General features: G+C 48.2%; 12 protein-coding genes. 7 read left to right on the top strand and 5 right to left on the bottom strand.

Annotated features, from left to right (window positions below; genetic code table 11):
- The first annotated feature begins 12 nt into the window (after positions 1-12).
- A complete protein-coding gene (locus tag PSI9734_RS04155) occupies positions 13-1,257 on the top strand; it encodes a NupC/NupG family nucleoside CNT transporter (RefSeq protein WP_173919829.1) in 1,245 nt (414 codons plus the stop codon).
- 53 nt (positions 1,258-1,310) lie between these two features.
- Here the strand turns inward: PSI9734_RS04155 and tesB are convergent, their stop codons facing one another.
- Together tesB and PSI9734_RS04145 are read right to left on the bottom strand one after the other, a co-directional pair.
- Positions 1,311-2,177 carry an acyl-CoA thioesterase II gene (tesB, locus tag PSI9734_RS04150; RefSeq protein WP_173919828.1) on the bottom strand — a complete coding sequence of 289 codons (867 nt, stop codon included), beginning with the start codon at positions 2,175-2,177 and terminating at the stop codon, positions 1,311-1,313.
- Positions 2,178-2,276: 99 nt separating this feature from the next.
- Positions 2,277-3,113 (bottom strand): sensor domain-containing protein, encoded by an 837-nt coding sequence (locus PSI9734_RS04145; RefSeq protein WP_246194715.1) that lies wholly within the window; start codon positions 3,111-3,113, stop codon positions 2,277-2,279.
- Positions 3,114-3,379: 266 nt separating this feature from the next.
- Here PSI9734_RS04145 and acnA point away from each other — a divergent pair, with 266 nt between their 5' ends.
- On the top strand, positions 3,380-6,058 hold the full coding sequence (acnA, locus tag PSI9734_RS04140; protein WP_173919826.1) for an aconitate hydratase AcnA: 2,679 nt from the start codon (positions 3,380-3,382) through the stop codon (positions 6,056-6,058).
- A 51-nt stretch (positions 6,059-6,109) separates the two neighbouring features.
- Here the strand turns inward: acnA and PSI9734_RS04135 are convergent, their stop codons facing one another.
- Together PSI9734_RS04135 and PSI9734_RS04130 are read right to left on the bottom strand one after the other, a co-directional pair.
- Complete coding sequence (locus PSI9734_RS04135; protein ID WP_173919825.1) at positions 6,110-6,829, bottom strand: SDR family NAD(P)-dependent oxidoreductase; 720 nt, start codon at positions 6,827-6,829, stop codon at positions 6,110-6,112.
- A complete protein-coding gene (locus PSI9734_RS04130; RefSeq protein WP_173919824.1) occupies positions 6,826-7,236 on the bottom strand; it encodes a 2-amino-4-hydroxy-6-hydroxymethyldihydropteridine diphosphokinase in 411 nt (136 codons plus the stop codon). Before PSI9734_RS04130 ends, PSI9734_RS04135 begins: the two co-directional genes overlap by 4 nt.
- A 128-nt stretch (positions 7,237-7,364) precedes the next feature.
- Here PSI9734_RS04130 and PSI9734_RS04125 point away from each other — a divergent pair, with 128 nt between their 5' ends.
- The 4 genes from PSI9734_RS04125 to asnB all read left to right on the top strand — a co-directional run bounded on the left by PSI9734_RS04125 (position 7,365) and on the right by asnB (position 12,494).
- The gene (locus PSI9734_RS04125; protein ID WP_173919823.1) at positions 7,365-7,835 is read left to right on the top strand and encodes a hypothetical protein; all 471 of its coding nucleotides are present in this window, start codon (positions 7,365-7,367) and stop codon (positions 7,833-7,835) included.
- Positions 7,828-9,267, top strand: a complete 1,440-nt coding sequence (locus PSI9734_RS04120) for a sodium:solute symporter family protein (protein WP_173919822.1) — start codon at positions 7,828-7,830, stop codon at positions 9,265-9,267. Before PSI9734_RS04125 ends, PSI9734_RS04120 begins: the two co-directional genes overlap by 8 nt.
- 125 nt (positions 9,268-9,392) lie before the next feature.
- Positions 9,393-10,457: an aspartate/ornithine carbamoyltransferase family protein gene (locus PSI9734_RS04115; protein ID WP_173919821.1), complete on the top strand. Its 1,065-nt coding sequence runs from the start codon at positions 9,393-9,395 to the stop codon at positions 10,455-10,457.
- Positions 10,458-10,478: 21 nt separating this feature from the next.
- Positions 10,479-12,494, top strand: coding sequence for an asparagine synthase (glutamine-hydrolyzing) (gene asnB, locus PSI9734_RS04110; protein WP_173919820.1), 2,016 nt, complete (start codon positions 10,479-10,481; stop codon positions 12,492-12,494).
- Between the two features lie 21 nt (positions 12,495-12,515).
- Here the strand turns inward: asnB and PSI9734_RS04105 are convergent, their stop codons facing one another.
- A complete protein-coding gene (locus PSI9734_RS04105; RefSeq protein ID WP_246194714.1) occupies positions 12,516-13,868 on the bottom strand; it encodes an alkaline phosphatase in 1,353 nt (450 codons plus the stop codon).
- Positions 13,869-14,081: 213 nt separating this feature from the next.
- On the opposite strand from PSI9734_RS04105, the gene PSI9734_RS04100 reads away from it, so the two are divergent.
- Positions 14,082-14,537 (top strand): Hsp20 family protein, encoded by a 456-nt coding sequence (locus PSI9734_RS04100; RefSeq protein ID WP_173919819.1) that lies wholly within the window; start codon positions 14,082-14,084, stop codon positions 14,535-14,537.
- The last annotated feature ends 12 nt before the right edge of the window (positions 14,538-14,549 follow it).

Genomic DNA, 14,549 nt, shown 5'->3' with positions numbered 1-14,549 from the left:
ACGGTCAAACTTATGAATAGTTTTTTTGGCATCGCCATTCTGTTTCTTATCGCCATTGCTTTCTCAACGAGTCGTAAAAGCATCCGCTGGCGCACCGTCGGTGGAGCTTTCGCCATTCAACTGGCGCTGGGTGCCTTTGTTTTATATGTTCCTTTTGGTCAAGAAGTGCTTTACGCAGTGGCGTCAGGGGTAGCAAATATCATCTCCTTTACCGATGCCGGTATCGACTTTATGTTTGGTGGGCTCGCATCCGATGACTTTGGCTTTGTTTTTGCGATCCGTGTGTTAAGTGTCATTGTTTTCTTCTCGTCGTTAATCTCTGTCTTATATTACTTAGGCATTATGAAGTGGATCATCAAAATTCTCGGTGGTTCTCTGCAAAAAGTAATTGGTAGTAGCCGCCCTGAGTCGATGTCGGCGGCAGCCAACATATTTGTCGGTCAAACCGAAGCACCAATGATGGTGCGGCCTTTTATACGTAGCATGACCCGTTCAGAGCTATTCGCGGTAATGGTTGGTGGCATGTGTTCGGTTTCAGGCTCAGTGTTAGCTGGCTATGCTGGTGTTGGCGTTGAACTTAAATATTTAATTGCTGCTAGTTTCATGGCGGCTCCGGCAGGCTTAATGATGGCGAAGATCATCATTCCTGAGCTGGATAAACCGCGCGAAGATATCGAAAGTATTATCGAAGGTAGCGATGCGCAAAAGGCCGGCGATATCGAGGTTGAAGATCGCTCTGTTAACGTTATTGATGCGGCAGCCGCTGGTGCTTCGAGTGGTGTTCAACTGGCCATTAATGTAGGTGCAATGTTGATTGCATTCGTGGCATTGATAGCCTTGATTAACGGCTTGTTTGGCTGGGTTGGCGGCTGGTTCGGTTATCCAAGTTTATCGCTGCAGGAAGTGTTCGGTTATGTGTTTCAGCCGATTGCTTATGTGCTAGGCGTAAGTTGGGACGAAGCGCAACTAGCAGGAAGCTTTATCGGGCAGAAATTGGTCATTAATGAATTCGTTGCCTACCTCGATTTTGTCAATTATCGAGATCAGCTCAGTGCCCATAGCCAGGTTATTATTACCTTCGTGCTTTGTGGTTTTGCTAACTTCTCGTCCATTGCCATTTTACTCGGCGGACTAGGCGGCATGGCCCCAAGTCGCCGCCACGACATCGCCCGTCTTGGCTTGCGCGCTCTGCTCGCAGCAACGCTCGCCAATATGATGAGCGCTGCTATCGCAGGCTTCTTCTTCAGTATTTCCTAGGTATTACAATAAGTCCACGAAGCCCGCGATTGCGGGCTTTTTTGTATGAACGCTTACTTCTTGACATGTTTGCGCATAACGCCCTCTTGGGCGGTGGAGGCCACCAGTACGCCGTCGCGCGTGAAGAACTGACCGCGTACCAAGCCGCGGGCACCACAGGCAACCGGACTATCAATGGCGTATAAAATCCAATCATCTAGGCGAAAGTCTTTGTGGAACCACATGGAATGATCGATGGTCGCCATTTGCATGTCGGGTTGGGCGAAACTTGCGCCGTGAGGCTGCAGTGCGGTCGGTAAGAAGTTAAAGTCAGAGGCGTAAGCTAATAAGTATTTATGAATGCGTGGGTCGTTTGGCATTTCGCCATTGGCTTTGATCCAAACATAGCGTTTCGGCTCATCTACTTTAGGTTTAAACGGATTGTTAGCGGTAACAAAGCGCATTTCTATCGGTTTTTCAGAAATGAATTTATTACGAATCTTTGCCGGAATTAAGTCGGCATGTTCACGATAAATATCGATGTCGGACACTAGTCCTTCAGGGCCTGGAACACTCGGCATGGTATCTTGATGTTCGAATCCAGGTTCATCGATTTGAAACGATGCGGTCATGTAAAAAATCGGCTTGCCGTATTGCACGGCTTTCACTCGACGGGTCGAAAAACTCTTACCATCACGGACATTCTCAACATCATAAATGATCGGCTTTTGCGCATCACCAGGGCGTAAAAAATACGAATGAAGAGAGTGAACCTTTCGATCTTCAGGTAAGCTTTCTTTTGCTGCCGATAGAGCTTGACCGATCACTTGTCCGCCGAACACCGCTCCAAATCCTAAATCTTGACTTTGGCCACGGTAAATTCCGTTTTCAATTGTTTCTAAGCGCAGTAAATCTAGCAAATCGTCTAAAACTTGGCTCATGAGTGTTCCTTAGCTCGGGATCTATTGGGCTATTATAAGGTGCTAGACCCACTCGACAATAGACGATTAAGAGAAATTACCAAGTTTCAGAGATGAGAGTTAACACGCTGCGAGCATCGCGCAATGACTACCGAGCCGTTTGGCTTGGTACATTGCTTGGTCAGCCAACTGCAACAGCACCTCTAAATCTTTACCGTGGAGGCCGGCGAAAGCGATACCAACGCTGGCATCGATTTGAAACTCGCCGTCAGCGACGTGGATCGTTTCAGCCAGCGACTCATTGAGTTTATTGGCGATAAGCACAGCATCCTCTGGGTTTTGTATGCGTTCGAAAAGAACCACAAACTCATCACCGCCAAGGCGTGCCAGAGTGTCGTGGCTACGTATATTGTCGCGCAGGCGCTGGGCGGCAGCGCTTAATACCTGATCACCAACGGCGTGACCGTGCTGGTCATTAATTTCTTTGAAGCGATCTAAGTCAATGTATGCGACAGCGATGTTCTCGGAATGCGCAAGTGCTTGTTCGGCGCGAGAATAAAAAAAACTGCGATTCGGTAAGCCAGTAAGCGGATCAAAGTGGGCAAGCTGCTCAAGACGCAGCAGCAGTTGTTCCCGTTCTTGGGCAGCATGATGCTGTTGCGTGATATCCCGCGCAACCGCTATACGACTTTGATCGGCCGCAGAATAACGTGCCGACCACAAGAGATAGGCAACCTCACCGTTTTTACGAATATAGCGGTTTTTAAAGTCAACTTTGTGCTCTCCAGCCATGATTTCTGCAGCAACAGCCCGCGTGGCTTCATGGTCTTCTGGGTGAATAAACTCAAACATTGACTTACCAATCATTTCTTCCGGCGGATAGCCAAACACACGCTCACCGCCAGCACTGATATAGACAAAGCGACCTTGCTCATCGACCACACATATTGCGTCCAAGAGAAGATCCATATATTGGCCCAATGCGGCTATTTTCTGCAGGTTTATATGCGGCATAGTTAGCTTAATGTTGGCTAAATTGTTAAGTCACTTTATAACATCATCTTGACCAAAAGCGAAAGCATGGCAATTGAGTGCTGTAACAGGGCGTTATCAGTTGATCTTTGTGGTCTAAGATCCCATAGTGAATATAACTACGCGCTATGGCTGAACCGCACTTTTGCGGCTAAGCTTAGGGGATGTATCGTTGGATAAAGGAGTAAGCCATGTCGAGTAACGACAGCTTGAAAACGTTAAGTACGTTAGAAGTAAACGGTAAAACCTATCATTATCACAGCTTACCGAAAGCTGCTGAACAGCTTAAAGATATTGGCGATGTCGATAAATTACCGACGTCGATGAAAGTGTTGCTAGAAAATTTACTGCGCAACGAAGATGGCGACACCGTGGTGCCCGACGATATCGAGGCGATTGCACACTGGTTAGCTGAACGAAAGTCAGATCGAGAGATACAATACCGTCCAGCGCGCGTCTTAATGCAAGACTTTACTGGCGTACCGGCAATTGTCGACTTAGCGGCAATGCGCGATGCGGTGGCCAAAGCAGGGCAAGATCCTGAACAAATTAATCCACTATCGGCCGTCGATTTGGTCATCGACCACTCGGTAATGGTCGACAAGTTTGCCTCTCCAGAAGCGTTTAAAGAAAACGTTAGAATTGAAATGGAGCGTAACTTCGAGCGCTACCAGTTTCTGCGCTGGGGCCAAAGTGCCTTTGAAAACTTCCGCGTAGTACCGCCAGGCACAGGTATCTGCCACCAGGTTAATTTGGAATATTTAGCCAAAGTCGCTTGGACCAAAGAACAAGACGGTAAAACCTATGTGATGCCAGACACGCTCGTCGGCACCGATTCGCACACCACAATGATCAATGGCCTTGGTGTTTTGGGCTGGGGTGTGGGTGGCATTGAAGCCGAAGCGGCTATGCTTGGTCAGCCGATTTCGATGCTCATTCCTGAAGTTGTCGGTTTCCGCCTTACCGGGAAGCTGCCTGAGGGCGTGACAGCGACAGACTTGGTGTTAACCGTAACCCAAATGCTGCGTAAACATGGCGTGGTCGGAAAATTTGTCGAATTTTATGGTCCTGGCCTTGATAATCTGCCATTGGCCGACCGTGCGACCATTGCTAATATGGCGCCAGAGTATGGTGCAACCTGTGGTTTCTTCCCAGTTGACCAAGAAACCTTGCGTTATCTTGAGCTGTCAGGACGTGAACAAGAAACCATTGATTTAGTCGAGGCCTACAGCAAAGCACAAGGCATGTGGCGAGAAACTGGTAAAGAACCAGAGTTTACCGACTCTATGGAGCTTGACTTGGGCTCGGTTGAGGCTTCTCTTGCGGGACCTAAGCGTCCTCAAGACCGTGTTGCAATGCCACAGTTAGGTGCGAACTTTGACTTGATTCTTGAGCAGTCAGGGCAAGCGAGTGAAAAAGACAAAAAAGTTCCGGTACCTGGCACCGATTACAATTTATCGCATGGCGATGTGGTGATTGCGGCGATTACGTCGTGTACCAACACCTCGAACCCGAGTGTACTGATGGCAGCAGGTTTAGTGGCGAAGAAGGCCGTAGAAAAAGGCCTAATGCGTAAACCTTGGGTGAAGTCATCACTGGCGCCAGGTTCAAAAGTTGTGACCGATTACTTAGCCAAAGCTGGGTTCACGCCTTACCTCGATAAATTAGGTTTTAACCTTGTTGGTTATGGCTGTACCACCTGTATCGGTAACTCGGGCCCGCTGCCCGAGGAAATTAGCGCGGCAATTAAAGAGGGTGATTTGACGGTATCGTCGGTGCTCTCTGGTAACCGCAACTTTGAAGGCCGCGTGCACTCTGAAGTACAAGCCAACTGGCTGGCGTCGCCACCCTTAGTGGTTGCCTACGCTCTTGCCGGTACGACACGGACTGACTTAAGCAAAGAGCCGCTAGGAAACGATCAAGACGGCAACCCTGTTTACTTGAAGGATATTTGGCCAAGCAGCAAAGAGATCGCGGATGCGGTCAGTTTTGTCGATGGTGAAATGTTCCGTCGTGAATATGGTGAAGTATTCAAAGGTGATGACGAGTGGCGAGACATTCCGGTAGGTGAGGGTAAAACCTACAGTTGGAGTGATGACTCAACCTATGTTAAAAATCCGCCGTACTTCACGGAAATCGATCAACCGTTAACCGTCATGAGTGATATCGAAGATGCGCGGGTATTAGCGGTATTTGCCGACTCCATCACAACCGACCACATCTCACCCGCAGGCTCGATTAAACCTGATGCGCCGGCTGGTGAATACTTGCAAGAAAATGGTGTCGCAATCAAGGACTTTAACTCCTATGGTTCGCGCCGTGGTAACCATGAAGTAATGATGCGCGGTACCTTCGCAAATATCCGTATCAAGAACCAAATGCTAGATAATGTGGAAGGTGGCTACACAGTTCATGTTCCGTCAGGCGAACAGATGTCGATTTATGATGCAGCAATGAAGTATCAAAAAGACAACACGCCTTTAGTGGTACTCGCCGGTAAAGAATACGGTACTGGCTCTAGCCGTGACTGGGCAGCAAAAGGTACGACTTTGCTAGGTGTGAAAGCTGTTATTGCGGAAAGTTTTGAGCGTATTCACCGTTCTAACCTAGTTGGAATGGGCGTATTGCCGCTGCAGTTTGAAGATGACAAAGGCGTGCAAGCTCATGGTCTCAACGGTAATGAGCAAATTTCTATCGAGGGTATTAATGAAAGCCTTAAACCAGGTCAGATGCTGAAAGTTACAGCGAAGAAAGATGATGGTTCAGAGGTTACCTTTGAAGTGAAATGTCGTATCGATACCAATAACGAGCTGCAGTACTACAAAAATGGTGGCATCCTCCACTATGTACTGCGCCAGATGTTGGACTAAACGAGCGTTCCACTCGACGCTAAAAGCCAGGCTTCAGAGCCTGGCTTTTTTTTATAGGTTTAATGCTCGACCGCCATCAACCTTGATGAATTCGCCGGTAATAAACGGGTTATCACGTAAAAACCGTACGGTTTGAATCATCGGCTGTAAGCCGCCTTCGACCTTAAGAGGCGTTTGTGCAAGCACGCTGTTTTTGTGCTCATTATCATGCTCAGGAAGAAATAAAATAGGTCCCGGTTGAATTCCGTTAACGCGAACTTTTGGCGCCAGTTGTTTAGCAAAGCTCAACGTCAGGTTAGCTAAGCCAGCTTTGGCAGCGCAATAAGCAATGTAATCCGTGGAGGGGCTGTCAGTATAAATGTCGGTAATATTGACGACTAAGGCATTATCGCTAGTTTCCAGTTGCTCACGCAGCTGTGTGATAAGCAAGTAGGGCGCCTGCACGTGAACTTCGAACATCGCTGCTAATAATTTTGGGTCGTCGTCAACAGCGGGGTTTTGAACGAAAACCGAAGCATTGTTGACCATCAGGTCTAAGCGATTTGTTTGCTCTTTAACGGTCGCAATCAGTGCTAAAACGGCTTGATGATTTGTAAGGTCGGCTTGTACCCCAATGGCACCTCGCGACTCTAATTCATCGATACCATCACGCGAGGTATTGTAATGGGCAAAAATGCGATAGCCTTCTTCCAGTAACGCTTTCGCTAACTCAAAGCCAAAGCGTCGGCCGGCCCCGGTTATAAGAGCAACAGGCTTTACAGAATCAGTCATGGGGTGAGCTCCAGTTGATTAGCGATTGGCTTCAGGCTTGTGCTCATTTTTTGTAGGTAGTCGGGAACCTCAAGCCATACTGCTTGCGCTTCGTCATTGCTTAAGGTGCCAAGAATATCGATGTCCATCGGGCGGTCTTTTTCACTACATAGAGGGTCGGAGCGATCGCGCCCTAAAGTCTCTTCAATGGCATTAAAGTGTTGTTTAAGCTGTTGCTGGCTAAGCTCTGTTTGTATTAGGAATAGGGCATTGAGAAAGTCATGCTCAGTGTTGATGGCAACGGGGCGGGTGTACTCTGCAGGAGAGTAGTTCACCTGACCAAGATCAGAGAGCAGGAGTTTGGCCCGTGCGAAATTTTTTTCAGGTGCAATGTTTGCACCCATACTGCATAGATAGACATAAACCATGACGGACGACCTTTCGTTGACTGATATAAGCATACCCTGATACGACGGAACTCGAAAGACAGATCCCTTAAGTTGCAATGATTTTAATCGCTTGCTAGCCTAGCAACAAAGAGCTACAGGAAGGAATCGTGCCGAACCGTTACGGCTTTATTACTCACATTGCTCTGTTGTTCCTCATCACGCTGTTGGCGCGACCTGTTAGTGCGCAAGACACAACCACCCATTTTACTCTTACCGCCCCTGAATCATCCCGTGAAGGCTACTTCGTGGTCTCACTCGACCAAGCTCCACAGCCTGGGATGGTGCTACAGCAAAGCTCGAATCCAAATTTTTCGGTGATTACCGCTGAGTTCGTTTGGTTCGGTGACTTTGAAAAAATGACTCTGACTGGCTTCAGTAACGGAGATTACTATTTTCGAATCGCGCCGAGTGCAGAAGTGGCTAGCAATAGCGTTGCAGTAAAGGTTCGCCATTATCCAGCTTGGCAAGCCTACACATTGTTCTTCATCGGCTTAGCGCTGTTTAGTCTGCTGGTGGTGACGATTATTGTGCTGCACCGAACGCGCAGTAGAGAATCAAATAGGGGGCCTGATGACTGAAGCGAGTGGCTTTGCTCTTTCAAGTAGCTTAGGCCTTACCTTAGTTGTGATTTTCGGTCTGGCATGGATTTTGTTCGGCTGGTATCTCGGGCGAGCCAATAAAACCCATGAAGATTTTGCGCTCGCCGGGCGTAATGTTGGCTTTGCGCTGGCCTCTGCCACTGCCATGGCGACTTGGGTAACCAGTAATACGACGCTGGTGGCGCCACAGCTTACCTATCAATTCGGTATTTGGGGTATGGTTGGCTATTCCTTTGCCGCCCTAGGGCTAATTCTTTTTGCGCCGCTAGCTGCGCGAATTAAACGGCTGATGCCAAATGGCTATACCTCAGGTGATTTTATTCGATTGCGGTATGGGCAAGCTGCTTGGTGGGCATTTATCGTTATTTCCGTGGTCTATGCCTTTGGCTGGTTAGTCAGTTTGGGCATGGCGGGCGGAATTTTGCTAGAAGCGCTAAGTGGTCTTGATTATCACATTGGCATGACCGCAATTTTGATTATCTGTGTCGGCTATACGCTCTTTGGCGGTTTACGTGCGGTGATTGCGACCGACTTCATCCAAGCATTAATTATTATTGTTGGCGTGGTACTAATTGCGTGGTTTTTGATCGATACAGTGAGCCTTGAGAGCATTCATAGTGAAGTGCAAACTAACCATCCACAGTTACTTGATTTGTTGTTTCCAGCCGCAATTATGTTCCTATTTAACAATATCTTTTTCGGTCTTGGCGAAATATTTCACTCTAATGTTTGGTGGTCGCGGGCGCTGGCATTCAAGGGCAATGTTGCCTTCAAAGCCTATTTACTCGGCGGCATTTTATGGTTGCCCATCCCAATTGTTACCGGGTTTATTGCACTCGCCGCACCTCAGCTCGGTATTTTCCCACCAAGTGCGGATATGGTGGGTCCGATGGTGGCGGCCGAGGTACTCGGCAAAGTAGGCGCGGTGGTGGTGTTTATTGTCGTATTCTCCGCACTGGCATCAAGCTTAGACTCGTTGCTTGCCGCCACATCAGATTTAGTCACTCGAGATATTTACCATAAAAAATTGAAACCCCAAGCCACGGATAAGCATTTGTTGCGCTTTAACCGCTATAGCATCCTTGGTTTAGGTGTGCTTACTTGGTTATTTTGTTTGCCACAAATAGCCACGCTTGGCGCCCTACTTAATTTTGCCGGAGCCTTTGTCGCAAGTACGATTTTCCCAGTAGTGCTTGGCCTCTACCAACGACGCCTTAGCGGTGGTTACGCCGCGCTAGCGATGACGCTTGGTACCCTTTGTGGTCTGGTTGGCTATTTTGTCATTGGCTTTTATGTTGCAGCGCTGGTGTCTTGCAGTGTGTCCGCAGCTATTTGTGGTCTAGGTTTATTGCTCAGCAAGCAGCAGTTTGATTGGCAACAACTGGATGAACAAGAGGAGAGCTCGTTATGATGATGGGTTTAACGGCATTCAGTGCATTGGTCATTATCTGTCTATTATTAACTGCTTGCGCTCCAGTGATCCTTATTGGACTATGGCTAAAGGATTTCCTTTCAAAACAATTATGGTAAATCATTATGAACGTAAATGACGTTTCGTTTGAGCGTAAACGTCCTGATGTCTATGGCGATGCGCATCCGAAAGCATTGCTTAGGACCATTCAGGAAGACGGCGACTTCTTAGTAAAGCTGGCGAATCAGCATATTGTGTCTGGGGATCAATTTGATCAAGACACGATGAAGCAACTTTTTCGCCTAGCGGCCAAAATTGAAAGTAATCCCAAGCGATTTAGCTCGCCGCTGCAGAATAAAATCTTAATTAGTGCTTTCTACGAGCCCAGCACGCGTACTCGGCTCTCGTTCGAGAGTGCATGGCATCGGTTAGGTGGCGATATTATGTCGATCACCGACCGCTCAACGACTGGAATTGCAAAAGGTGAGTGCCTTGCCGATGTCGCTGAGATGTTCAATAACTATGGCGATTGTGTGGTGCTGCGCGATAACAATGAGAGTTCGTTGTTTGAAATGATGGATGCACTGAGAATTCCGATCATCAACGCTGGTAACGGGGTAGATGAACACCCAACCCAAGCACTTGCCGACATGTATGCGATTTTTAAATGGCGACCGACACTGCTCGAAAATGAGTGTAACGACAAAATTAAAATTGGCGTGATTGGTGTGCCAAATAAAATGCGCACCGTGCGTAGTTTTCTCAAGTGTTTGTCGGTATTTCCCGAAGCGGTGGATGAGTTAGTTATTATTCACGATGAAAAAAGCACGAGTGAACTGTTTGGCAAAGGGCAACGCGAGGAGCTTGAAGCGCGCGGTATTCGTATTCGCACAGTGACAGAACTAAACGAGGTATTGCCCGAGCTTGATGTGGTTTATATCAACGCTATTTCCTGGGAAGGCGATACCTTTAATACCTATGGGAGTGCATTCCATTTAACCGCCGATTCTCCCTTGAAAGAGGATGCGATTATTCTGCATCCGTTAGCTCGCGGCGATGAATTAGCGCAAGAACTCGATCACACAACGCACAATTGGTACTTCAGCCAAGCGCGTGGTGCAGTGTTCCTGCGCATGGCACTACTTACTTGTATGGTCGAACGCGCAGAACGCGTGATGGATGTGGTTTAACAGTTACGAGGATTAAGCAAAATGTGTGGTATTGCAGGAATTTTTAATCAGCGTGCGGAGCAAACGCCCGACGCGCAAACGCTCGTTAATATGGCCGCCATCATGCACCATCGTGGTCCGGATGGCTTTGGCTATGAAACTTTAGATAACACCGGTATCGGATTTAGCCATGCCCGCTTATCGATCATCGACTTGAATGAAGAGCGCGCCCGGCAACCCTTTCTTTCAGCTGATGGAAACCTGTTGCTTGCGCATAACGGTGAGTTTTATGACTTTAAACGAATCCGCGCCGATTTAACCGCCCAAGGCGCCCGTTTTAGAACTAAAAGTGACTCCGAAATCGTGATGCATTTGTATCAACGAGAAGGGCTAGAGGAAACTCTAAAACATTTGCGCGGTGAGTTCGCTTTTTCGTTATACGATCAGAATGAAGATAGCCTTTACCTGGTGCGCGATCGCTTTGGTATTAAACCTTTGTATTATACCCAAACCGACGACGGCGTGGTGTTTGGCTCTGAACTAAAAGTGCTATTTGCGCACCCGTCGGTAGAGCGTAAGTTTTCTAGCGAAGGGCTGTATCATCAGTTGATTCAGGTGATGGTGCCTGGCTCGACTGCGTTTGAAGGGGTGCGTCAAGTGGCACCTGGTCACGTTATTAAAATTCAGCGTAAAAACGGGCAGCTCGAATTAACCGATCATAAATATTGGGATGTCGATTTTCCTCAAGAAAGCGAGTACCCCGGCGATGACGTTGATGAACAAACCTATATCGACGGTGTTCGCAAACATTTGCTGGAAGCGGTTCAGCACCGCTTAACGGCAGATGTGCCTGTGGGATGCTATTTATCGGGAGGTATCGACTCCTGTGCTATTTTGGGGTTGTCGGCGGCTTCGACACAAACCTCAGTGAAGGCATTTACCATTGGTTTTGACTCAGACGAGTATGATGAAACCCCGATAGCCCAAGAAATGGCCGAAGCAACTGGCGCTGATCATCATATTATGAGGCTCAATGCGGATGACCTTTATGACCATTTTGTGAAAACCATTTGGCATACCGAACGCACCATTTATAACACCCTTGGGGTGGCTAAATACTTGATGAGCCAGCAAGTAAATCAAGTAGGCTACAAAGTCGTATTGACGGGTGAGGGCTCTGACGAACTATTTGCCGGTTATCCAGCCTTCCGTAAAGACATGTTCTTGCACGGCCTTGATCATTTACCTGATAGTGAGCGCAAAGCCTGGCAAGAGCTGCTTGAAAAAAACAACAAACTCTTTAAAGGAGCGATGCTGGCGCGCGAAGACTACGTAAGCCCTGCATTTAATACAAAAATGGGCTTTACGCCGAGTTGTGTGCAACCTTGGTTGTCGGTTTCAAGCGTTGCTTTGCCGCTGATTGCCCCACACCGTCGCCATGAGGTTGAAAATTATGACCCCGGTAAGGCTATCGCTGACACCTTAGATGAAACCATGCTAAAAGGGCGGCACCCGTTAGACCGCGCGCAGTATGTATGGATTAAAACGATGCTTGAAGGGCAAATATTAACCTGGGGCGGTGATCGGGTTGATATGGCCAACTCGATGGAGGCACGACCTGCTTTTCTCGACCATCATTTGGCAGAATATGCCTTTACGGTGCCACCGCATTTAAGAATTAAAGGTAACAAAGAAAAGTACGTGTTGCGTGAAGCGATGAAGGGCTTGCTGCCTGAAACGCTTTATAAGCGTGAAAAGTTCGCCTTTATGGCACCGCCGGCGCATACGGATCCGAAGAAGTGGCAAGCGGTCGAAAAGCTTGCCGATCAGTATTTATCCAAAGATGCGGTGGAAGAAGCGGGACTTTTAGATTTTGACGAAGTGCAGCTGACCTTTGCCAAGCATGAGTCTGATGAGGTGAGCATTGATGAAAAAGTGCAGCTCGATGCGGTGATTAACCATATGCTAGGAGTGCAAATTATGCATCACCACTTCGTTAAAACTGACGTACCTGTATTGGCAGCCCAGCGTGCCCATGAACTAGGTTGGCACGCCTAGCACCAGCTACTGCAAATCGTGTTAGCGCACGATTTGCAGTAATAGTTGACCAATATCGGTATTATTCTTGTAGCCACGAAGCTGTTCTGCCTGTGGACCGGACGCCATGATAGGAACATCGACTGCGGTGTGCCCCGTGGTTGTCCAACCCGTGCGCGTCACTTCACTAATAATACTCGCTAAGGTTTTACGCAGTGCGCGCTGTTGTTGATTCAGCTCCCAGCTTGCGCGCAGCTCAACGGTCAATAAGCGCTGCCATTGGGCCTCACTTAACGTGAGATTTAAGCGTGGCGTTAAATAACTTTGCCATTCGTCTCGCGGGCGCTCAAGAAGCCCTGGTACCAGTACTTCCAATGAGTTATTGATAGCCATGACACGTTCTGCATGCCATTCATAAACACCGCCTTGGCCGAGGGTAAGCCCGCCCGTTGAATGGTCGGCTGTTACCACGATAAGCGTATTTGGGTGACGGCTTTGGAAGGCTCTTGCGACAGTTAATGCTTGTGCGAAATCTTGCATTTCGCCAACTAAGCAAGCAATGTCATTGGCGTGTCCACACCAGTCAATTTTGCTTCCTTCAACCATCAGTGCAAAAGGCTTTCCAGTTTCTGCTTGCGCATTACTTAGTAATCTTAAAGCGTTGCGCGTAAGCTGTGCGAGTCGTGGCTGATCATCAATCGAATAGGGCAGAGCTACAGGGGCAAAAAGTCCTAATACGGGTAGTTGCATGCTGTCTTCAAGCGCTTGATAGCTATCGACAACGTGCATCCCTTGTTGTTCAAGCTCCGGTAACCAGTTTTTATCTGCACGGTCAAAGTAGCTCATGCCACCGCCTAGCAATACATCAAAGCTCCATTTGTCGCCATACTTAGTGGTGGCGAATGAGTCGGCAATGGCGTTATACATACTCCGTGACGGATGATGGGTGAAAAATGATGCAGGGGTCGCATGGGTCACTTGTGAGGTTGATACCGCACCCGTATGCCAGCCCATCTCACGTGCTTTTTCCATGACAGTTTGTTGTGGGTGTTCGTCGGCATCGACACCGATCGCACCGTTGTAGCTTTTTACCCCCGTCGCCAGAGCCGTCGCACCAGCAGCCGAATCGGTGACCCAAGTATCGTCATCGGGGTAAGTCGTTGCAGCACCCACCAGCATCTCGTCAAAGGGGGTCGGGGTAAGCGCTTGGCCGCGCTCACTTATGGCGTAACGATAGGCAGAGATATATTCAAAGCCCATCCCATCACCGATCAGGAAAATGATATTAGGTGGCGTTTCGTTGTTCGCTTGTGTTGCTGCAACTGGCGTTGAGGTTTGCGCGCAAGCACTTAAAACCAGTCCTAAACTGGCCACAAGAAAGGTACGTCGTAACACGGTGGAACTCCTAATAAAAACGGTTCATCTAGCAGTAGGTATTGGGCAGCAGGATACCACAGCTCTGCCGACAATCGTACGCCACGAGATAGACATAAAACGTTTTGCGACGAACTCTTGAAATTCGAAAAGTAGCTCCCATTTATAAGGTATCGGTGACGTCTCAGAGAGAGTCCCGATGAAATTTAACATTGCTTCCAAAGGAGAATGATTATGGCAACAATTGATTTGTCACCACTTTACCGTAGTAGTATCGGGTTTGATCGCATGGCTCGCTTGTTAGACTCGGCAATGCGCGCCGACAGTAACGCTGCGGGAGGTTACCCGCCATATAATATTGAAGTTATTGGCGAGAACCGTTACGCGATTACCCTTGCGGTCGCAGGCTTCGCTGAAGACGAGCTCAGCCTCGAAATTGAAAACGGGATCTTGAAAATCCAAGGCCGGAAACAGGAAGATAGCGAAGAGCGTCAGTACCTGCACAAAGGCATTGGCTTCCGCAGTTTTGAACGCAAGTTCAATTTGGCGGACCATGTTGAGGTGAAAGGTGCCAAAATGGAAAACGGTCTGTTAACCGTTGGGCTAGAGAAAATTATCCCTGAAGCTATGAAGCCGCGGAAAATTGAAATCGGCACTTCACTAAACCTACTTGAAGAAAATGGAAAGTAAGGTGTAGTTCGA

Origin of the sequence: Pseudidiomarina piscicola, from assembly GCF_902806985.1 — a bacterium.
Taxonomy (GTDB): domain Bacteria; phylum Pseudomonadota; class Gammaproteobacteria; order Enterobacterales; family Alteromonadaceae; genus Pseudidiomarina; species Pseudidiomarina piscicola.
This window is presented reverse-complemented; position numbering and strand designations above follow the sequence as displayed.

Coding starts and splice junctions, on each gene's coding strand:
- asnB (WP_173919820.1), top strand. CDS start 10,479: ATGTGTGGTATTGCAGGAATTTTTAATCAGCGTGCGGAGCAAACGCCC.
- PSI9734_RS04100 (WP_173919819.1), top strand. CDS start 14,082: ATGGCAACAATTGATTTGTCACCACTTTACCGTAGTAGTATCGGGTTT.
- tesB (WP_173919828.1), bottom strand. CDS start 2,177: ATGAGCCAAGTTTTAGACGATTTGCTAGATTTACTGCGCTTAGAAACA.
- PSI9734_RS04115 (WP_173919821.1), top strand. CDS start 9,393: ATGAACGTAAATGACGTTTCGTTTGAGCGTAAACGTCCTGATGTCTAT.
- PSI9734_RS04135 (WP_173919825.1), bottom strand. CDS start 6,829: ATGACTGATTCTGTAAAGCCTGTTGCTCTTATAACCGGGGCCGGCCGA.
- PSI9734_RS04155 (WP_173919829.1), top strand. CDS start 13: ATGAATAGTTTTTTTGGCATCGCCATTCTGTTTCTTATCGCCATTGCT.
- acnA (WP_173919826.1), top strand. CDS start 3,380: ATGTCGAGTAACGACAGCTTGAAAACGTTAAGTACGTTAGAAGTAAAC.
- PSI9734_RS04130 (WP_173919824.1), bottom strand. CDS start 7,236: ATGGTTTATGTCTATCTATGCAGTATGGGTGCAAACATTGCACCTGAA.
- PSI9734_RS04120 (WP_173919822.1), top strand. CDS start 7,828: ATGACTGAAGCGAGTGGCTTTGCTCTTTCAAGTAGCTTAGGCCTTACC.